We start from the raw sequence: 19,848 nt of genomic DNA on the forward strand, positions 1-19,848 counted from the left end.
CAACGCAGGCGGTTGTGAGCACCATAGCATCACTCGGTCTTGTGGCGCTTGCGCACCAGCTTCATGACCACCACGAAGAACACCGGCACAAACACCACGGCCAGTGTTGCGGTGATCATCCCGCCGATCACCCCTGTACCAATCGCCTGCTGGCTGGCCGAGCTGGCACCGGTGGCAATCGCCAGTGGCACCACGCCGAGGATGAACGCAAGGGACGTCATGATAATCGGCCGCAGGCGCAACCGCGCGGCTTTCAAGGTGGCGGTGACCAGGTCTTCGCCCTGGTCATACAGGTCCTTGGCGAACTCGATGATCAGGATCGCGTTCTTCGCCGACAAGCCGATGATGGTAATCAGGCCAACCTTGAAGAACACATCGTTGGGCATGCCGCGCAAGCTCACCGCGACCACCGCGCCGAGTACACCGAGCGGCACCACCAGCAACACCGAGGTCGGGATCGACCAACTTTCATACAGCGCCGCCAGGCACAGGAACACGATCAGCAGCGACAAGCCCAGCAGCAAGGGCGCCTGGGAACCGGACAGGCGTTCCTGCAACGACAGACCGGTCCATTCCTGGCCAAGACCTGCCGGCAACTGGCTGACCAGGCGCTGGATCTCGTCCATTGCCTCACCGGTGCTGTGCCCCGGAGCCGCTTCACCGGAAATCGCGATAGCCGGGTAGCCGTTGTAGCGGGTCAGTTGCGTCGGGCCCTGGGTCCATTTGGCTTCGACAAAGGACGACAGCGGCACCATCTTGCCAGCGTTGTTGCGCACGTTGATTTTCATCAAGTCCGCGACCTGGCTACGCTGGTCGCCTTCGGCCTGCACCACCACCCGTTGCATGCGGCCCTGGTTGGGGAAGTCGTTGATGTAGGCCGAACCGATGGCCGAGGACAGCACATTGCCTACGTCCGCAAACGATACGCCCAGCGCGTTGGCCTGCTTGCGGTCCACTTCCAGTTGCACTTGCGGCGCCTCGGCCAGGGCGCTTTCGCGCACGTTGGCCAGGATCGGGCTTTTCTCGGCAGCCGCCAGCAATTCGGTACGCGCCGCCATCAGCGCGGCATGGCCGACGCCACCACGGTCTTGCAGGCGGAACTCGAAACCACTGGAGGTGCCCAGGCCATCCACCGGCGGCGGCAGCACCGCGTAGGCAATTGCATCCTTGAGCTCGCTGAAGGCCATGTTGGCGCGGTCGGCAATCGAAGAGGCCGAATCATCACTGCTGCGCTGCGACCAATCCTTGAGCGTGGTAAACGCCAGCGCGGCGTTCTGCCCGGAACCGGAGAAGCTGAAGCCCATGATCATGGTGGTGTCGCCCACCCCAGGTTCCTCGGCGTTGTGCGCTTCGATCTGCTCGGCCACTTGCACCGTGCGGTTCTTGCTCGCGCCGGGCGGCAGCTGGATGTCAGTGATGGTGTAACCCTGGTCTTCTACCGGCAGGAAGGAGGAGGGCAGGCGGCTGAACATCCAGCCCAGGCCGACCAGCAGCACCAGGTAGATCAGCAGGTAGCGGCCGCTGCGCTTGAGGGCATAGGCCACCCAGCCTTCATAGCGGTCGGTAAGGCGTTCAAAGCGCTGGTTGAACCAGCCGAAGAAACCGCCCTTGGCATGGTGCTCGCCCTTGGCGATCGGCTTGAGCAAGGTGGCGCACAGAGCCGGGGTCAAGGTCAGGGCGAGGAATGCCGAGAACAGGATCGAGGTCGCCATCGACAACGAGAACTGTTGGTAGATCACCCCCACCGAACCGGCCATGAACGCCATCGGCAGGAACACCGCGACCAGCACCAGGGTAATGCCGATGATGGCCCCGGTGATCTGGCCCATGGCTTTTTTCGTAGCCTCCTTGGGCGACAAGCCCTCGGTCGCCATAATGCGCTCGACGTTCTCCACCACCACAATGGCGTCGTCCACCAGGATGCCGATGGCCAGCACCATGCCGAACATGGTCAGTACGTTGATCGAGAAGCCCAGCAGCAACATGGTGGCGAAGGTGCCCATCAGGGCAATCGGCACCACCAGCGTCGGGATCAAGGTGTAGCGCACGTTCTGCAGGAACAGGAACATCACCGCAAACACCAGCGCCATCGCTTCGAGCAGGGTGTAGACCACCTTGGTGATCGAGACCTTGACGAACGGCGAGGTGTCGTACGGGATCTTGTATTCCACATTGGCCGGGAAGTAGCGCGACAGCTCGTCCATCTTCGCCCGCACCAGCGTCGCGGTGTTCAGCGCGTTGGCGCCCGGCGACAGCTGCACGCTGACCGCCGTGGAGGGCTTGCCGTTCAGGCGGGTGGAGAACTGGTATTCCTGGCTGCCCACTTCCACCCGCGCCACATCGCCGATGCGCACGGTGGAGCCGTCAGGGTTGGCCTTGAGCACGATGTCGGCAAATTCGGCAGGCGTCGAAAGCTGGCCCTTGACCAGGATCGCGGCGGTGATTTCCTGGGTGTTGGTGCCCGGCAAATCACCGATGCTGCCGGCCGAAACCTGGGCGTTCTGCGCGCTGATCGCGGCGTTCACGTCGGCCGGCGTCAGGTTGAAACCAATCAGCTTCTGCGGGTCGATCCAGATGCGCATGGCGCGCTCGGCGCCATACAGCTGGGCCTTGCCCACACCGTCGAGGCGCTTGAGTTCGTTCATCACGTTGCGCGCCAGGTAATCACTCAGCGCCACGTCATCGAGTTTGCCGTCATTGGAGGTGAGGGTCACCAGCAGCAGAAAACCGGCGGAGACCTTCTCCACCTGCAAGCCTTGCTGGGTCACCGCTTGCGGCAGGCGCGGCTCCACCGCTTTGAGGCGGTTCTGCACGTCGACCTGGGCCATTTCCGGGTTGGTGCCGGGCTGGAAGGTGGCGGTGATGGTGGCCGAACCGAGGCTGCTCTGGGACTCGAAATACAGCAAGTGATCGGCGCCGTTGAGCTCCTGCTCGATCAGGCTCACCACGCTTTCATCCAGGGTCTGCGCCGACGCACCGGGGTACACCGCGTAGATCTCGACTTTCGGCGGCGCGACGTTGGGGTACTGCGCCACCGGCAATTGCGGGATCGCCAGCAAACCGGCCAGCAGGATAAACAGGGCGACCACCCAGGCGAAGATCGGGCGGTCAATAAAGAACTGCGGCATGGCGGGTTATTCCTTTACGAGCGGGCTGTCGTCCACTTCAACTTTTTCACCGGGGCGCGCGTGTTGCAGGCCTTCGACGATGATGCGGTCACCGGGCTTGAGGCCGCTGCTGACGATCCAGCGATCATTGATCACCGCGCCCAGCTCTACCGGTTGCTGGCTCACGGTCTGCTCGGCGTCCAGCAGCAACACCATCGGTATACCGGCGCTGTCACGGGTGATGGCGCGTTGCGGCACGCTGATGCCTTGTTTGTCGACGGCCTGTTCCAGGCGCACGCGCACAAAGCTACCGGGCAGCAGGTCGAGGTCCGGGTTGGGGAACTCGCTGCGCAGGATGATTTGCCCGGTGCCAGGGTCGACGCTGATCTCGGCAAACAGCAACTTGCCCGGCAACGGGTAGAGGCTGCCATCGTCCTCGACCAGCGTGGCCTTGGCCTGGTCCTGGCCGACCTGCTTCAAGCTGCCGGCGCGGAAGGCGCGACGCAGGTCATTCAGCTCGCGGGTGGACTGGGTGAGGTCGGCGTGGATCGGGTCCAGTTGCTGGATGAGTGCCAGCGGCGTGGCCTCGTTCTGGCCGACCAGCGCACCTTCGGTGACCAGCGCACGGCCGATGCGCCCGGAAATCGGCGCGGTCACGGTGGCGTAGCCCAGGTTCAAGCGGGCGCGTTCGACAGCGGCCTTGTTGGCGGCGACTTCGGCGGCGGTCTGGCGCACGGCGGCGCGGGCGTTGTCGTAGTCCTGGCCGCTGATGGCATTGCCTTCCACCAATTGGCTGTAGCGCTGCTCCTGCAGGCGTGCCTTGAAGGCATCGGCCTCGGCCTTGCTCAGGTTGGCCTGGGCGCTGTCGAGGTCGGCCTTGAACGGCGCGGGATCGATGCGAAACAGCACGTCGCCCTGTTTCACGTCATGGCCTTCCTTGAACACCCGTTGCATCACCACGCCGGCGACCCGTGCGCGCACTTCGGCGATCCGCGGCGCGGCAATGCGGCCGCTGAGTTCGCTGGTGATGGCCAAGGGTTTGGCTTCAAGGGTTTCGACGCGCACTTTGGCCAGGGGCATCTGCGGTGCTTCGGCGGCGGAGTCGCCACACGCGCTCAGGGCCAGGGTGAGGGCCAGCAGGCAAAATGGCGCAAACAGATTCTTCGACATGCTCTTATCCCAATATTGACTGGCGCATCCTAAAGTCACCTGCGCCTTGGTGCTGTGAAGCTGTGTAGCTCGTCTGTGAAGAAATGTAAGGTGCGGCGCGCGGGGCGCCGGGGGCGTATATCCTTGCACAATCCTGCAACACACCAACAAACCGCATTATTTGGAAACACCATGCCCAACATCCTCCTGGTGGAAGACGACGCCGCACTCTCCGAGCTGATTGCCAGCTACCTGGAGCGCAATGGCTACCACGTCAGCGTGCTCAGCCGTGGCGACCATGTCCGTGAACGCGCGCGCCTGAACCCGCCGGATCTGGTGATTCTCGACCTGATGCTGCCCGGCCTCGATGGCCTGCAAGTCTGCCGCCTGCTGCGCGCCGACTCGGCGGGCCTGCCGATCCTGATGCTCACTGCCCGTGATGACAGCCACGACCAGGTGTTGGGCCTGGAAATGGGCGCCGACGACTACGTGACCAAGCCCTGCGAGCCGCGTGTATTGCTGGCGCGGGTGCGCACCTTGTTACGGCGCAGCAGTTTGTCCGAGCCCCAGGTGGCCAATGATCAGATCATCATGGGCAACCTGTGCATCGACCTGTCGGAGCGCACCGTGACCTGGCGCGAGCAGCCGGTGGAGTTGTCCAGCGGCGAATATAACCTGTTGGTGGTGCTGGCGCGCCATGCGGGAGAGGTGCTGAGTCGCGACCAGATCCTGCAACGCCTGCGCGGTATCGAGTTCAACGGCACCGACCGTTCGGTGGACGTGGCCATCTCCAAGCTGCGCCGCAAGTTTGACGACAACGCCGGCGAAGCGCGCAAGATCAAGACGGTGTGGGGCAAGGGTTACCTGTTCAGTCGTTCCGAGTGGGAATGCTGAGCCATGTTTCGAGTACTGCTGCGGCTTTATCTGATCACCATCGTCACCTACAGCATGGCGATCTACCTGATCCCCTCGCTGGTGATCCAGCTGTTCGAACACCGCTACATGAACTACAACATCGAGCAGACCCGCGGCCAGCAGAAGCTGATCGTCAAGCAATACCTGCGGGCGCCGGTGGAGCGCTGGTCACAGGTGACCGAGCAACTGGGCCGCGACTTTGCGCCGCTGAAAGTGCAACTGCTGCTGCGCCAGGACGCCAGCTACACCCCGGCGGAAGAGCAACTGCTGGAGCAAGGCAAGTCGGTCGTGCGCCTGGGGGAGTGGGGCTGGATGACCGAAATCAGCTCGCCGATCAACGAGCAGTTCGCGGTCAAGCTGACCATACCGCCCGACCCACTGGACATGAACGTGCTGTACTGGGCGATCAATGTGTTGATCGTCGCCGCATTGCTGGCCTGCCTGCTGATGTGGCTGCGCCCCCACTGGCGCGACCTGGAGCGCCTGAAAAGCACGGCCGCCCAATTGGGCCGGGGCAATCTGAGCGAGCGCACACACATCCCCCCAAGCTCCAACATCGGCAGCCTGGCCACGGTGTTCGACACCATGGCCGACGACATCGAACACCTGCTCAACCAACAGCGCGACCTGCTCAATGCGGTGTCCCACGAACTGCGCACGCCGCTCACGCGCCTGGATTTCGGCCTGGCCCTGGCGTTGTCCGAAGACTTGCCCGAAGCCAGCCGCGAGCGCCTGCAAAGTCTGGTCGCGCATATCCGCGAGCTGGATGAGCTGGTGCTGGAGTTGCTGTCCTACAGCCGCCTGCAGAACCCGGCGCAGTTGCCGGAGCGGGTCGAGGTGGTCCTCGATGAGTTCATCGACAGCGTACTGGGCAGCGTCGATGACGAATTGGAAAACCCCGAGATCGTCATCGATGTGGCACTCGACTGCGCCGTGGAGCGCTTCAGCCTCGACCCGCGTCTGACTGCCCGTGCCTTGCAGAACCTGTTGCGCAATGCCACGCGTTACTGCGACAAGCGCATCCAGGTCGGTGTGAAGGTGTGCGCCGAGGGCTGTGAAATCTGGGTGGACGATGACGGTATCGGCATCCCTGTGGACCAGCGCGAGCGTATCTTCGAGCCGTTCTACCGCCTGGACCGCAGCCGCGACCGCGCCATCGGCGGTTTTGGCCTGGGCCTGGCCATCAGCCGACGCGCCCTGGAAGCCCAGGGCGGCAGCTTGACGGCGTTGGCTTCGCCGCTGGGCGGTGCGCGGTTTCGCGTGTGGTTGCCCACCGTCGCCTGATCAGAGCACCTTGACCGCGCGGCCGATTGCCTGGATCGGCCCAGTGGGTTTGCCGGTCGGCGAACCGCGCGGGTCTTCCAGGGTCAGCTCGAACAGCTGGTTCGGGGTGAGCGGCGGCAGCTTGTCCAACGGCACCGAGAGCGTCTGCCCCGGTTTGACCAGGCCCAGGGACACCGGCCCCTGCCAGCCTTCGCCTTTGGTCCAGAACTGCAGGGCCTTGTCAGACGGCACTTCCATCACCCCCAAGGGAATCAACTGAATCTGCTGGTCATTGCGCGCCTGGATCACCCAACCCGGTGCCTGGCTTTGCGGCGCCACCAGCACCACCACAAAGGTCGGGTCGGCAGTGGGCGGGCGGGTCAGTAGCAACCCGGCCAGTACCAGCGTGGTCAAAAGCCCGGCACCGGCCAGGCCGCGCCATACGGCCAGCAGGTCCCACCAGTGCGTGCGGGCGCTGGCAATGTTGCGTTCGATACGTCGCCACAGATCAGAGGAGGGCGGCACCGGCTCCGCCAAGGCGGTCAGCGGCAATAGGCGCTGTTCCCAGGCATCCACTGCGGCGCGTAGTTCAGCGTCGTGCTTCAGGCGTTGTTCGACGTCGGCGCGTTGTTCGCCGGGCAGGGTGCCCAGCACGTATTCGCTGGCCAGTTCGTCCAGTGGGTTGCTCATGCCATGCACTCCCGCAGCGCGGCGAGGCTACGTTTGATCCAGGCCTTGACGGTCCCCAGCGGGGTGTCGAGTTTCTGGGCGATTTCGCTGTGGGAATAACCGTCGACATAAGCATGCAGGATGCACGTGCGACGGGCCGGGTCGAGTTGCTCCAAACAGGTGTGGACTTGCCCGGAGCGTGCGCTGAATTCAAAGGTGTCGGTTGCAGCGACTTGTTCGTGCTCGTCGCCCAACGGGATTTCGCGGTAATGGTTACGTACGATATTGAGCGCCAGGTGCCGGGTCACGCTGAACACCCACCCACGGGCCGAACCACGACTGGGGTCAAAACTGCCGGCACCGCGCCAGATCTTGATAAACGCATCATGCACGATGTCTTCGGCCAGGGATTTGTCCCTGGCGATGCGCATCGCCACGCCGAGCAAATGGCTGCTTTCTTGCTCATACAACTGGCGCAAGGCGCGTTGATCGCCACGGGCGCAGGCCTGCAGACAGGCTTCGTAATCAAACACGGATGGCTACCCCCCAATGATCGGCATGGGGGGCAGCGTAGCCGACTTTACTCAGTTGGCCGCCCAGAAGATGTAATCCGCCTGGTACTTCACCACTTCCTGCTTGCCTTTGTTGGCCGCCGTGCACTCGCTGCTCGGCGCTACGCCACCCTTGAGGGCCACGCGCTGGATGTAACTCACGCCGCTCATCGCGCCCTTGCCTTCAGCGGGGTTGGCCTTGACCAGTTGATACGGCAGGTTGCCCGCGCCCGACGGCGCCACGGCCAATTGGGTGCCGGTGACTTTCGAGCCGTCCTTGGCCTGCCAGGTGGCCGGTGGGCCGAAGTAGGTGCCGACTTGCTTGCCGCTGCGGTCATTCAACACCGCCTTGGGCCCGACGAAGGTCCACTCGGTCTGGCCGACGGCGTTGGCCTTGTCGCGGCATTCGTAGGTGATTTCGCCGACGCCGGTGGTTTCCATCGCCACCTTATGGCCGTCCGGCACCTTGATACTGTCCGGCAAGCCGGTCTGGGCGAAGGCTGCGGGGGCGGCGGCGAGCAGGGCAGTGAGGCAGAACAGTGCTTTAGCGTTCATGGGTACGTCTCCATTTCAGTCAAACAGCGGGGGTTCTGAAAGGACTACCCAGGGCCTGCGCGATTGGATGCAGCGATTAGAAAATAAAAGTGAGAGGGCGCACACTGTGCCCCCGCTTTACCCGAGGAGAGATTGGCAATGACTGGTGTTCACACGTCTGCTCAACAAGGTTTCTCGACCCAGGCCGTCACCTACGCCCAAGGCCGGCCGGACTATCCAAGACAACTCACGGGCTGGCTCGCCGACACACTGCACATTGACGCGCATGCCAGTGTGATTGACCTGGGCGCCGGCACTGGCAAATTCACCCGCTTGCTCAGCACCCTGGCGCCGACCTTGATTGCCGTCGAGCCGGTGGCGGCGATGGGCGCGCAGTTGACCAAGCTGCTGCCGGATGTGCGCCTGGTCAATGGCACGGCTGAATCCATCCCACTGCCGACTGCCAGCGCCGACGCGGTGGTGTGTGCCCAGGCATTTCACTGGTTTTCCACCGAGGCCGCGCTGGCGGAAATCCATCGCGTGCTCAAGCCCGAGGGTCGACTGGGCCTGGTGTGGAATGTGCGGGATGAGTCGGTGGATTGGGTCGCCGCCATCACCGCCATCATTACCCCGTACGAGGGCGACACGCCGCGTTTTCATACGGGACGTTGGTGTGAGGCCTTCACTGGCGAGTATTTTTCCGAGCCTGAAATGACCTGTTTTCCCTACAGCCATGTGGGCAGCCCTCAGGAGGTGATCATGGACCGCTTCCTCTCTGTGAGCTTTATCGCCGCGCTGCCGGATGCGGCCAAGGCGGTCGTGACCGCGCAACTCCAGGCGTTGATTGACACGCATCCGGCATTGAAGGGGCGTGACACGGTTGCCTTTCCGTATCAGACCCAGGCGTATGTCTGTCATCGACTGAGTTAAAAGGCATAAAGTCAGATCATATTGATATAAGTCGTTATAAGAAAAATCGCTATCCTGCGGCCAGAAATTTATAAGGCCGCAGGTAGCTGGAATGGATGTGGGTAATTTTGGTTTTGTGGTAGCTGGCCTGATCGTTGGTTTTATCGTGGGCATGACCGGTGTGGGCGGGGGCTCTTTGATGACCCCGATCCTGTTGTGGTTTGGTATCAATCCGGCTACCGCCGTGGGCACTGACCTGTTGTATGCCGCCATTACCAAGTCGGGTGGGGTGCTGGTACACAGCAAGAACAAGAATATCGATTGGACCATTACTGGCTGGCTGACCCTGGGCAGCGTGCCTGCGGTGCTGTTGACCTTGTGGTTCCTGGCCAGTTTGCATACTGACCCTAGCGTGATGAATGCGGTGATCAAGCAGGCGCTTGGGGTGGTGTTGTTGCTGACGGCGTTGGCGATTCTGTTCAAGAAGAGCTTGTTGGCGTTTGCGCAGCGGCATGCGGGTGATAGCTATCACATGAGCCCGCGTAATTTGAATGTGTTGACGGTGGTGACCGGCGCGATCCTCGGCACCATGGTGGCGCTGACGTCCATCGGTGCTGGGGCCTTGGGTACGGTGGCGTTGTTTATTTTGTATCCGTTTCTGGCGACGCGACGGTTGGTGGGGACTGAGATTGCGCATGCTGTGCCGCTGACCTTGGTGGCGGGGTTGGGGCATGCGAGCATGGGGAATATGGATTGGCATTTGTTGGGGTTTTTGTTGATGGGGTCGTTGCCGGGGATCTATGTGGGTAGCCATATGACGGGCAAGTTGCCTGATGCGGTTTTGCGGCCTTGCTTGGCGGTTATGTTGATGGCCATTGGTTATAAGTTGGCGTTTTGATTTGGGGGCATATCCGTTGTTTGGGTGATGGCGGGTATTGGTTCCGCCCTTACGGCGGGTCACTTTCGAAAAGCGCGAAAGTAACCAAAGCGCTCTTGCCCCAACACTTGGCACCTCGCTCCGGCTTGAATCCGTGGGCCGCCGCGATGGGCCATCCTTGGCCCAGCGCGGCTAACCCGGCGTCCTGCCGGGTTACCCACGGATTCAAGCCTGCGTTCGGCCAGCGTGTTTGACGGGGCGCCTCAGATCAAAAGCAAAAGCGCGGCGGCCTAGTAGCCGACCGGTCCCTGAAAGCCGGTCTCGGTCAAAATGTGGGAGCTGGCTTGCCTGCGATACAGGCACCTCGGTACATCAGGCACATCGAGTTGATACCTTCGCAGGCAAGCCAGCTCCCACAGAAAAGCAGATCCAATTCGGCTCTGGCTCTGGCTCTGGCTTTGCTTTTGATCTTGATTTTGATCTTAGGCGCCCCGTCAAACACGCTGGCCGGAATCTGACAGGGATTTGGGGGGGTAAACCGGCAGGGATGCCGGTTTAGCCGCCCCGCGCCATGGATGGCGCGTGGCGGCGGCCCCCCAAATCACTGTCGGATTACGGGCACACCGAGCCTAGGCGAAGTGCCGAGTGTTGGGGCAAGAGCCTTTTGCTTACTTTTGGCTGGGCCGGCATTCCGGCTTTTCAAAAGTGAGCCGCCGTAAGGGCGGAACCAATACCCGCCATTACCTAAATAACGGATATGCCCCCAATCAAACCCACAATTCAACCCCGCCCATTCCCAATCTGCCAAACAAACGGCGGCTCCACCCCATTCACCACCCAATCCCCCACAATCCGCGCCTTATAAATCACCGGATTATGCGACGAAACCGTCCGCGCATTCCGCCAATGCCGATCCAGCGCCTTCCCCTGCCGCACATCCGACGCCCCCAGCGCATTAAACAACTCACTGGTCGCCCGCTGAATCAACCCCGACACCACCACCTGCGCCGTAGCCGACTCAATCTCGGCCGCCACATTGGCCTCGCGCTCCACCGCATCATCCCCCCCAAACCGCGCCACATACGCTCGTTGCGCCGGCAGCGTCGCCTTCAACGCACTCGCCTCAGCGGCATACACCAGCGCAGCCACTTCCCCCACCACCTGCAGAACCTGCGCATCCTGGCTCACATGCGCCGCATTACCATGACTGTAGATACGCTTACGGCTGCGTACCTGATGCGCCACATCGCGCAAGGCCGCTCGCCCAATCCCCGCCAAACTGGCGAGCAACACCAGCTGGTAGAACGCCGTCTGGTATTTAAACCGGCTGGCAAAGTCGATGACGTTTTCCGCGTCCACCACCGCGTCGGTAAAACGCGACGTACCGCTGCCGGTAGTGCGCTGGCCAAAGCCGTCCCAATCGTCACTGTGCACCACCCCCGGCTGGCGGGCGCGGGTAGCCGCGATCACATCACCACCGGTGTCGCTGCGTTGGGCATACACATCGATCCAGTCGGCGAAGATACTGCCGGTGCTGTAGAACTTCTCTCCGTTGAGCTTCCAGTTATCGCCGTCAGGGCTGACCTGGGTGACCACATCGCCAATGGCCACATTGCCAATCTCGGTCCAGGCGCAGCCGACGAGATCGCCGTCCACGAACCGCTTGAACCACAGATCCCGGCCAGCACTGGGCGGGGCGTTCAGGCGGTCTTCGGCAAAGGCGAAGTGCCCACGCAGGGCCTGGGGCACGTTGGAGTCGGCTTCGGCCAGTTCGATCAGCAGTTCGAACAATTGCGGCAGGGAAGCACCGCCGCCGCCATATTCCACCGGCACGCGTACTGCGCCAAAACCGGCTTCCTTGAGCCACTGGATCGGTTCATGGGGCAGGGTGCGGGACTGTTCGCGCTCTACCGCACCTTCGGCGATGCGTTGGAAAATCGGACGGAAGCGCGCAGCCAGGGTCGGGTAGTCGACACCAGTGGACAGGGGGTTGATGACGTGTTGTTCGGTCATGGGCAAGGTTCCTGGGCAGTGATCAATGCAAGGGGGATTGCACACTCCGTGCCGGGTATCGGCGCCCGTATTCAGGGGCTAAAGCGTTCAGCCACTGTTGCCCTGGCAACAGCGGATCGACAAACCCGCCCGCTCTGCGACATCGACGGCTGCATGCGGTATTGCGTGCAACGCCCATGGCCCGTGCGTTTCCACGGCCTGGCACGCTTGCTGCTCAAGCCCTCAGTACATCCCTTTTGTGCGAGGTAACGCGAGATGAGCCAGCAAGCCGTGAAATTTGCCTACTGGGTGCCCAACGTCAGCGGTGGGTTGGTGGTCAGCAAGATCGAACAACGCACCCACTGGGGCATCGACTACAACCGCAAACTGGCGCAATTGGCGGAAGCCGCCGGCTTCGAATACGGCCTCACACAGATCCGCTTCACCGCCGGCTACGGTGCCGAAAACCAGCATGAGTCCGTGGCGTTCAGCCATGCGCTGCTGGCCGCGACCACCACGCTCAAGGTGATCGCCGCGATCCTGCCAGGGCCCTGGCAACCGGCGTTGGCGGCCAAGCAACTGGCGACGATCGACCAGCTCACCAACGGCCGTATCGCCGTGAATATCGTCAGCGGTTGGTTCAAGGGCGAGTTCCAGGCCATCGGCGAACACTGGCTGGAGCACGATGAACGTTATCGCCGTTCCGAAGAGTTTATCCGGGCCCTCAAAGGCATCTGGACACAGGACGATTTCACCTTCAAGGGCGACTTTTACCGCTTCAACAACTACACCCTCAAGCCCAAGCCACTGGGCCAGCCGGAGGTGTTCCAGGGAGGCAGCTCACGGGCCGCGCGGGATATGGCAGCGCGGGTGTCGGACTGGTATTTCACCAACGGCAACACCCCGGAAGGCATCAAGGCCCAGGTCGATGACATCCGCGCCAAGGCGGCGGCGAACAACCATTCGGTCAAAGTCGGCGTCAACGCCTTCGTGATCGCCCGCGACACCGAAGAAGAAGCCCGCGCCGTGCTGGCAGAGATCATCGACAAGGCCGATCCGGAGGCGGTGAACGCCTTTGGTGATGCGGCCAGGCAAGCGGGCAAGGCGTCACCGGAAGGCGAGGGCAACTGGGCCAAGTCGAGCTTTGAAGACTTGGTGCAGTACAACGATGGCTTCAAGACCAACCTGATCGGTACACCCCAGCAGATTGCCGAGCGCATCGTCGCGCTCAAGGCAGTGGGGGTGGACTTGGTGCTGGCGGGCTTTCTGCATTTTCAGGAAGAAGTCGAGTACTTCGGCAAACGTGTGTTGCCGCTGGTGCGAGAGTTGGAAGCCAAGGCGGGGATCAAACAGGTGGCGTGACGCATTTTTTGGGGTAAGCCGGCTTCCTGTGGTGGCCAGGCTCTGTGTGATGAGCGGGGGCTGTTGTGGTGAGCGGGCTTGTTGTGGTGAGCGGGCTTGCCCCGCGCTGGGGCGCGAAGCGGCCCTAAAACAGACACCGCGTTCTATCAGACAGAACGTGGTGTTTTTTATTGGGGCCGCTTCGCGCCCCAGCGCGGGGCAAGCCCGCTCACCACAAGAAGTTTGCTCACTTCAGGTCAGCGCTAGCCGATGGGTTTCTCCAGGCGCAGGGCGGCGGTGTGGTCTTCGTAATAGTCGTTGATCAGGGCGAAGCGCCGGTAACCATTGTGCTCGTAGAGGGCAAGGGCGCCAGGGTTGTCGGTGCGCACTTCCAGGCGTAGGCGATTGCAACCCTGTGCCACGGCGCTAGCTTCAACGCGGCTCAGCAACTGTCTACCCAACCCCATGCCACGCGCAGGTTCGGCAATGGCGATGGAATACAGACGCGCCAACGAGGTGCCACGGCGAAACAGCACCAGCGCATAACCGAGCAATTGCCCGGCACTTTCCGCCACCCGCAACTCGCCGTGGGCGCGGCTGATCATCCACTGGAAACTGCGCCGTGACAGCCTGTCGGTGGTGAAGCAGTGCTGTTCCAAGGCCAGTAATTCAGGCACATCCAAGAGCGTTGCAACGCGAAAGCAAAGAGCCATATGACCGCCGTAAAAGTTGCGTAACGAAACGGGACTTCTCTAAAAGATCGTGCTTAATAGAAAAGGTCGAGTTCTCTAAAGCGGATCAAATATATGTCGGCGGTACAAGGTCATTGGCGTGAAGTATCCGAGCAAACTCTCGCGGCGACAATAACCAATAAAGGTTATTTTTCCGCACCACCGAAAGGCAGCAGTCAAGTCGTGATCATTGTCGAGCGCAAGGAAGACTGGGCCTCCTACTTCCCCAGCGAAGACATCGTCACTGCCCAGGAATACCTGGAGCAGACCCGCGAAAACGAGACTGGCAAGCGCGTACAGGTGATCAACCTGTGCCGCAGCTACAAGTACCTGGGGCACGGTTATTACTGCTCGCTGCTGGCTGAAGCCCGTGGGCACAAGGTGATCCCGTCGGTGCGTACCATCAGCGAACTGACGAAGAAGTCGTTGTACGGCCTGGCCCTGGACGACCTGGATAAAACCCTCGATAAAGCCTTGAGTCATCACCTTTACAGCAATACCGAAGGCTTCACCCTGACACTTTATTTTGGCCGGACCAATATAGAGCCGTTGCAGGATTTGGCCCGTCAGTTATTTGAGGCCTTTCCGTGTCCGATCCTGTTAGTGGAGTTCAAGAAGAATAACGGTTGGCATATAGAAGGCGTTAAATCCGGCGTATTGCACAAGTTACGCGACGATCAGGAAGATCAATTCGCCCACGCTCTGGACAACTTCAGCCGCAAGATCTGGCGCCAGCCGCGCTCACGTCGCCTGGCCCGTTATGACCTGGCCATCTTGCACGACCCTCAAGAGCAATTGCCTCCGTCCAACGCCAAGGCCCTGGATAATTTCATCCGCGTCGGCAAGGGCCTGGGCATCGATGTGGAGTTGATCGAACGCAAGGATTATTCACGCCTGGCCGAATACGACGCCTTGCTGATCCGCGAGACCACCAGCGTCGACAACCACACCTACCGCTTCGCCAAGAAAGCCGAAAGCGAAGGCCTGGTGGTGATGGACGACCCGGCGTCGATCCTGCGTTGCACCAACAAGGTCTACCTCACCGACCTGCTCAACAGTCACCAACTGGGCATGCCCGCCACGGAGATTCTGTACAAGGAACGACCGGAAGACTTTGAGCGGGTCGGCGAGCGCCTGGGGTTCCCACTGGTGCTGAAGATCCCCGACGGCTGTTTTTCTCGTGGCGTGATCAAGGTCGAAAGCCAGGAGGCCTTGCTCAAGGCCACTGCCGAGTTGTTCGAGCATTCGGTGCTGTTGCTGGCCCAGGAGTTCTTCTACACCGAGTACGACTGGCGCATCGGCGTGCTCAACCGCAAGCCGATCTTTGCCTGCCAGTACTTTATGTCCAAAGGGCATTGGCAGATCTACAACCACAAGGCCATCGGCCAGGCCATCAACGGTGAATGCCGCACCCTGGCGGTCCACGAGGCGCCCAAGGCGGTGGTGGAACTGGCCGTGAAGACCGCCAACCTGATCGGCGATGGCCTTTACGGCGTCGACCTCAAGCAGTCCGGCGACAAGGTGGTGGTGATCGAAGTCAACGACAACCCCAACCTGGACGCGGGTATTGAAGATGCCTACTTGCAGGACGACTTGTACGGTTTGGTGCTGGAGGAGTTCGTCAGGCGCCTGGAGTTGAAGCGTCAGGGCCAGGTCTGGTGACCCGGCGATGATCCAGCGTTTCGAACTGATCGATGGCAAGCTGCACAGCGGGGAGCGTGACGATGCCCCGATCCAGTTGTTCAACAACCCTGACCTGGCCGAGCGCGAGTGGCTGCGCGCCCACCATAAGCTGGACGAACACGCCCTGGCCTCTGCGCTGGACCCCGACGAAGTCTCGCGCATCGAGTTTCACCCGGACAATCTGTTCCTGATCTGGAAACGCCCGGAAAACTACTCCGGTGGCGGCAACCTGGTGTTCGAAGTGTCGTCCTGCGGGCTGCTGTTTTCACCGGGCCGCCTGCTGGTGATCGCCACCGACGAAACCCCGCTGACCGGCCTCGGCAAACGCCGCCCGCTGCACACGCCTCTGGATGTGTTGCTCGACTTGCTGCTCAATAACATCCATCACTACCTGGGCCATCTCAAGGTGATCAAGCTGGTCGCGCGGGAATTGCAGCAGCAGTTCAATGCGTCCATGAGCAACCACCACTTGATGCAGATGTTCAGCCTCAGCGAAAGCCTGATCTATTACATCAACGCGCTGCACAGCAACGGCGCGGTGCTGTCACGGCTGCGCAACCACGCGGAAAAGGAGCATTTCAGTTCGGAGATATTGGCGCTGATCGACGACCTGATCATCGAGAACCACCAGTGCTACAAACAGGCGGAGATCTATTCCAACGTGTTTTCCGGGCTGATCGACGCCCGCGGCAACCTGATGAACAACAGCATGAACAACCTGTTGCGCAAGCTCACCCTGATTAACGTGGTGTTCCTGCCGCTCAACCTGATTGCGAGCATCGGCGGCATGTCGGAGTTCAGCATGATGACGGCGGGGACGCCGTGGTGGGTGTCGTACCCATTGTTTCTGGCGGCGATGGGGCTCGGGGCTGCTTTGATGGTCGTGGGGCTGAAGCGGATAGCGGGCGGCGCCAATGTCGTCTAAACCCTGTAGGAAGGTTGTAGGGTCAGCACTTCAAACCCATCCGCCGTCACCGCCACGGTATGTTCCCACTGTGCCGACAGGCTGTTGTCCTTGGTCACCACCGTCCAGCCATCCTTCAGGCTGCGCACTTTCGAGCTGCCCTGGTTGAGCATCGGCTCCACGGTAAACACCATGCCTTCGCGCAGTTCCAAGCCGGTGCCGGGGCGGCCGAAGTGCAGGATTTGCGGCTCTTCATGCATCTGACGGCCAATGCCGTGGCCGCAGTATTCGCGGACCACACTGTAGCCGTTGGACTGCGCATGGCTCTGGAACGCGTGGCCGATATCGCCCAACCGTGCGCCGGGCTTGACCTGGCGGATGCCGGCCCACATCGCTTCGAAGGTTTTCTCGACCAGGCGCTGGGCCTTGGGCGCGACGCTGCCGATCATGTACATCTTGCTGGAGTCGGCAATAAAGCCACCTTTTTCCAGGGTGATGTCGATGTTGATAATGTCGCCGTCCTTGAGGATGTCCTTGGCGCTGGGCATGCCATGGCACACCACCTCGTTGATCGAAGTGTTGATGGAGAAGGGGTAGTCGTACTGGCCCAGGCTAGCGGGGCGGGCCTTGAGGTCGTTGCGGATGAAGGCTTCGACGGCGGCGTCCAGCTCCAGGGTGGAACGGCCGGCGGCGACAAAGCCGTCGAGCATCGTGAACACCTGGGCCAGCAGGCGCCCGGCTTCACGCATCACGGCCAGTTGGGCGGCAGTCTTGATCATCAACTGCGCCCCCGGATCAGATCGGGCTTGTCCAGCAACAGCTTGTTGATCAGCTCGTTGTAGGGCAGGTGGGGGTTGAGCTCGGCGAGCAGGCCGATCTTGATCCAGAACTCGGCCTGGGCGTTGATGGAACGGTCCATCGCGGCGCTGGCCAGGCGCAGTTGTTCGTGCAGTTGGTCGGTGATCTTGACGATGCCCATGGGGTTCACTGTGCAGGGTTGATATACAAAGCGTATGCGTTTCGTATGCTTTGAGTAAACCTTTTGTTGACGAGTCCAGTCACGGGCGGTTAATTTCGTGACATGACCTTTCAAGCCTTTCGCAGCCAGCCAAGCATTATTACCGCCATTCCTCATTTGGCGGGATAGCGCACGGCTGTACCCAAACCCGCCCTAGAGGCGGGTTTTGTTTTTCCGTCTCCCGGGCCCCGAACAAGAAGCCAGGAGATACCCATGAGCACCTGTCCCCCTACCGCTGACACAGGCTTGCTTGAACACTATGTAAAGAAGATCCTCGCCGCGCCGGTCTACGACCTGGCAGTGCGCACGCCGTTGCAGGCGGCACCGGCGCTGTCGGCATTGTTGGGCAATCAACTGCTGCTCAAGCGCGAAGACCTGCAACCGACGTTCTCTTTCAAGATTCGTGGCGCCTACAACAAACTGGTGCAGTTGAGCGACGAGCAAAAGGCGCGCGGCGTGGTCACCGCATCGGCGGGCAATCATGCCCAGGGCGTGGCGTTGGCGGCGCGGGAGTTGGGGATCCAGGCGCGGATCGTCATGCCCAGCACCACGCCGGAGTTGAAAGTGCTCGGCGTACGCTCCCGTGGCGCTGAAGCGGTCCTGCACGGCGAGAGCTTCCCCTTTGCCTTGGCCCACGCGCTGCAACTGGCCGAAACCTCAGGTTGCACCTTTGTCTCGCCCTTCGACGATCCGGAGGTGATCGCCGGACAAGGCACCGTGGCCATGGAAATCCTGCGCCAGCAACAAGGGCCCTTGGACGCGATCTTCGTGCCGGTGGGTGGGGGTGGCCTTATCGCCGGGATCGCCGCCTACGTCAAATACCTGCGGCCCGAGGTGCGCATCATCGGCGTCGAACCTGAGGGCTCCAGCTGTCTGCTGGCGGCGCTGCGGGCCGGTGAACGTGTGGTGCTGCCCAGCGTCGACGGGTTTGCCGACGGCACGGCGGTGGCGCAAGTCGGTGCCTACGGGTTTGAAATCTGCCGGGACTGGGTGGATGACGTTATTACTGTCAGCAACGATGAACTGTGCAGTGCGATCAAGCTGATCTACGACGATACCCGCTCGATCACCGAGCCTTCCGGTGCCTTGGCGGTGGCGGGAGTGCGCAAGTATGTCGCCCGCCATCAACTGCGCGGGAAGACCCTGGTGGCGATCAATTCCGGGGCGAACATCAACTTCGATAGTTTGCGACATGTTGCTGAAAGGGCGGCTGCACAAGGCGCCGTTGCCGTTGAGGCCTACAGTTAAACGTTTAATCGCAGCGGTTCGACGACGATTTAAACACGGCCAATTTACATATATAACCCGGCGCGGGGCTTATGAGGAAAAGTTACAACGAAGGCTGATTTTGCCGAGTAGGCTTGGGTGTTGTAAGCGTCTTCCAGGGTCGGCAAGGCGCGACGAGTGAGCGCTCGTCGGACACATAAAAATCTGTTGGCAGTCTCAAGAAAGGAGAGGTTGACCATGCTTTCGGAATTAGAACTTCGCAGCATTATTGAAGGAAGTTTCCTGCCCAAACGGTGCGAATGCACCAAAGCCGAAGATGCTTCGCTGACGATCAAGGTCTACGACGACCGCGACCGTGACCGGGTGGATTTGGAAGTCAAAGGAATCAACGCGGACAAACTCGACAGCAGTCGAGCCATTTGCAACCTGATCACCGGGTTGCGTGAAGACCTCAAGCACAGCCATGCACCCGCCCTGCAAAGAGTGGGAGGGCGCGGCTACTACTAGGTAGATGCCTGGGGTTGGATGACCGAAGACCTGTGGGCCTGGATAAACACCAGGCCCAATACGGTTTCCGTTGCCACTGCCAGCAGGATGCCGGGTCCGGCATTGCCGTTTATCCACTCACTGAACCCCAGTACCGCCAGCACCCAACAGCCAATGGCAAAACCGCTGGTCATGGCGCGTCGTGTGTCGGAAGGTGGGGCGTGGCGTGCGCGGAAGAACATCACGCCGATAGCCAGGAACAGTGCGGCGTTACGCCGAGCCACCAAGCCCGTGGTATTTGAATATTCCACGCTCCACAGCCATAGCATCCATTCGGGGCGCAGGCCCCATATCAGCGCCAGGGAAAAACAGAGCACGGCGGTAAAGAGGGCGAGCGTATGAAAGCGCGGCGGCATGGCGAATCCTTTCGGCACGGTTAACAGGTGCAAAAGGATACCGCGTGCTCACGCGTTACGCCGCCCTTAATCAACA

Annotated in this window: 17 protein-coding genes and 2 pseudogenes; 9 read left to right on the top strand and 10 right to left on the bottom strand. The window is 61.3% G+C overall.

Annotation, left to right across the window (positions count from 1 at the left end):
• Nucleotides 1–29 precede the first annotated feature (29 nt).
• Together OZ428_RS15235 and OZ428_RS15240 are read right to left on the bottom strand one after the other, a co-directional pair.
• Nucleotides 30–3,128, bottom strand: a complete 3,099-nt coding sequence (locus tag OZ428_RS15235) for an efflux RND transporter permease subunit (RefSeq protein ID WP_269133941.1) — start codon at nucleotides 3,126–3,128, stop codon at nucleotides 30–32.
• Between the two features lie 6 nt (nucleotides 3,129–3,134).
• Entirely contained in the window at nucleotides 3,135–4,277 is a 1,143-nt protein-coding gene (locus OZ428_RS15240) for an efflux RND transporter periplasmic adaptor subunit (protein WP_269133942.1), read from the bottom strand.
• Between the two features lie 171 nt (nucleotides 4,278–4,448).
• Here OZ428_RS15240 and OZ428_RS15245 point away from each other — a divergent pair, with 171 nt between their 5' ends.
• Nucleotides 4,449–5,150 carry a response regulator transcription factor gene (locus tag OZ428_RS15245; RefSeq protein ID WP_010210801.1) on the top strand — a complete coding sequence of 234 codons (702 nt, stop codon included), beginning with the start codon at nucleotides 4,449–4,451 and terminating at the stop codon, nucleotides 5,148–5,150.
• Nucleotides 5,151–5,153: 3 nt separating this feature from the next.
• A complete protein-coding gene (locus OZ428_RS15250) occupies nucleotides 5,154–6,455 on the top strand; it encodes an ATP-binding protein (protein WP_269133943.1) in 1,302 nt (433 codons plus the stop codon).
• Here the strand turns inward: OZ428_RS15250 and OZ428_RS15255 are convergent, their stop codons facing one another.
• Genes OZ428_RS15255 through OZ428_RS15265 form a run of 3 tightly spaced genes read right to left on the bottom strand, consistent with a single transcriptional unit; the run spans nucleotide 6,456 to nucleotide 8,209 of the window.
• Entirely contained in the window at nucleotides 6,456–7,124 is a 669-nt protein-coding gene (locus OZ428_RS15255; RefSeq protein ID WP_269133944.1) for an anti-sigma factor, read from the bottom strand. It lies immediately after the preceding gene.
• A complete protein-coding gene (locus OZ428_RS15260) occupies nucleotides 7,121–7,636 on the bottom strand; it encodes a sigma-70 family RNA polymerase sigma factor (protein WP_038848535.1) in 516 nt (171 codons plus the stop codon). Before OZ428_RS15260 ends, OZ428_RS15255 begins: the two co-directional genes overlap by 4 nt.
• Nucleotides 7,637–7,687: 51 nt before the next feature.
• A complete protein-coding gene (locus OZ428_RS15265; RefSeq protein WP_269133945.1) occupies nucleotides 7,688–8,209 on the bottom strand; it encodes a DUF3455 domain-containing protein in 522 nt (173 codons plus the stop codon).
• A 138-nt stretch (nucleotides 8,210–8,347) separates the two neighbouring features.
• Here OZ428_RS15265 and OZ428_RS15270 point away from each other — a divergent pair, with 138 nt between their 5' ends.
• Both OZ428_RS15270 and OZ428_RS15275 read left to right on the top strand, forming a co-directional pair.
• Entirely contained in the window at nucleotides 8,348–9,118 is a 771-nt protein-coding gene (locus OZ428_RS15270) for a class I SAM-dependent methyltransferase (RefSeq protein ID WP_269133946.1), read from the top strand.
• Between the two features lie 91 nt (nucleotides 9,119–9,209).
• Nucleotides 9,210–9,995 (top strand): sulfite exporter TauE/SafE family protein, encoded by a 786-nt coding sequence (locus OZ428_RS15275; RefSeq protein WP_061436680.1) that lies wholly within the window; start codon nucleotides 9,210–9,212, stop codon nucleotides 9,993–9,995.
• Between the two features lie 759 nt (nucleotides 9,996–10,754).
• Here OZ428_RS15275 and OZ428_RS15280 read toward each other — a convergent pair.
• Nucleotides 10,755–11,987 carry an acyl-CoA dehydrogenase family protein gene (locus OZ428_RS15280; protein WP_269133947.1) on the bottom strand — a complete coding sequence of 411 codons (1,233 nt, stop codon included), beginning with the start codon at nucleotides 11,985–11,987 and terminating at the stop codon, nucleotides 10,755–10,757.
• 255 nt (nucleotides 11,988–12,242) lie between these two features.
• Between OZ428_RS15280 and sfnG the strand changes: the two genes are divergently transcribed.
• Nucleotides 12,243–13,328 (top strand): dimethylsulfone monooxygenase SfnG, encoded by a 1,086-nt coding sequence (gene sfnG, locus OZ428_RS15285; RefSeq protein WP_033901506.1) that lies wholly within the window; start codon nucleotides 12,243–12,245, stop codon nucleotides 13,326–13,328.
• Between the two features lie 248 nt (nucleotides 13,329–13,576).
• Here sfnG and OZ428_RS15290 read toward each other — a convergent pair.
• Nucleotides 13,577–14,020, bottom strand: a pseudogene (locus tag OZ428_RS15290) (GNAT family N-acetyltransferase); the annotation flags it as partial.
• A 93-nt stretch (nucleotides 14,021–14,113) separates the two neighbouring features.
• Between OZ428_RS15290 and OZ428_RS15295 the strand changes: the two are divergent.
• Together OZ428_RS15295 and OZ428_RS15300 are read left to right on the top strand one after the other, a co-directional pair.
• Nucleotides 14,114–15,700: a RimK family protein gene (locus tag OZ428_RS15295; RefSeq protein WP_269133949.1), complete on the top strand. Its 1,587-nt coding sequence runs from the start codon at nucleotides 14,114–14,116 to the stop codon at nucleotides 15,698–15,700.
• A gap of 7 nt (nucleotides 15,701–15,707) precedes the next feature.
• Nucleotides 15,708–16,646 carry a magnesium transporter CorA family protein gene (locus tag OZ428_RS15300; protein WP_269133950.1) on the top strand — a complete coding sequence of 313 codons (939 nt, stop codon included), beginning with the start codon at nucleotides 15,708–15,710 and terminating at the stop codon, nucleotides 16,644–16,646.
• On the opposite strand, the gene map is transcribed toward OZ428_RS15300, so the two are convergent.
• Complete coding sequence (gene map, locus OZ428_RS15305) at nucleotides 16,643–17,404, bottom strand: type I methionyl aminopeptidase (protein ID WP_269133951.1); 762 nt, start codon at nucleotides 17,402–17,404, stop codon at nucleotides 16,643–16,645. The genes OZ428_RS15300 and map overlap by 4 nt on opposite strands.
• Nucleotides 17,404–17,604: a ParD-like family protein gene (locus OZ428_RS15310; RefSeq protein ID WP_003190946.1), complete on the bottom strand. Its 201-nt coding sequence runs from the start codon at nucleotides 17,602–17,604 to the stop codon at nucleotides 17,404–17,406. Before OZ428_RS15310 ends, map begins: the two co-directional genes overlap by 1 nt.
• Before the next feature lie 252 nt (nucleotides 17,605–17,856).
• Here OZ428_RS15310 and ilvA point away from each other — a divergent pair.
• A pseudogene (ilvA, locus tag OZ428_RS15315) lies at nucleotides 17,857–18,852 on the top strand (threonine ammonia-lyase, biosynthetic); the annotation flags it as partial.
• 255 nt (nucleotides 18,853–19,107) lie between these two features.
• On the top strand, nucleotides 19,108–19,377 hold the full coding sequence (locus OZ428_RS15320) for a DUF1652 domain-containing protein (protein WP_033901501.1): 270 nt from the start codon (nucleotides 19,108–19,110) through the stop codon (nucleotides 19,375–19,377).
• Here OZ428_RS15320 and OZ428_RS15325 read toward each other — a convergent pair.
• Nucleotides 19,374–19,772 (bottom strand): hypothetical protein, encoded by a 399-nt coding sequence (locus OZ428_RS15325; RefSeq protein ID WP_269133953.1) that lies wholly within the window; start codon nucleotides 19,770–19,772, stop codon nucleotides 19,374–19,376. The two genes, OZ428_RS15320 and OZ428_RS15325, sit on opposite strands and share 4 nt — an antisense overlap.
• Nucleotides 19,773–19,848: the final 76 nt, after the last annotated feature.

The organism is Pseudomonas sp. GXZC (assembly GCF_026967615.1).
Taxonomy (GTDB): domain Bacteria; phylum Pseudomonadota; class Gammaproteobacteria; order Pseudomonadales; family Pseudomonadaceae; genus Aquipseudomonas; species Aquipseudomonas azotoformans_A.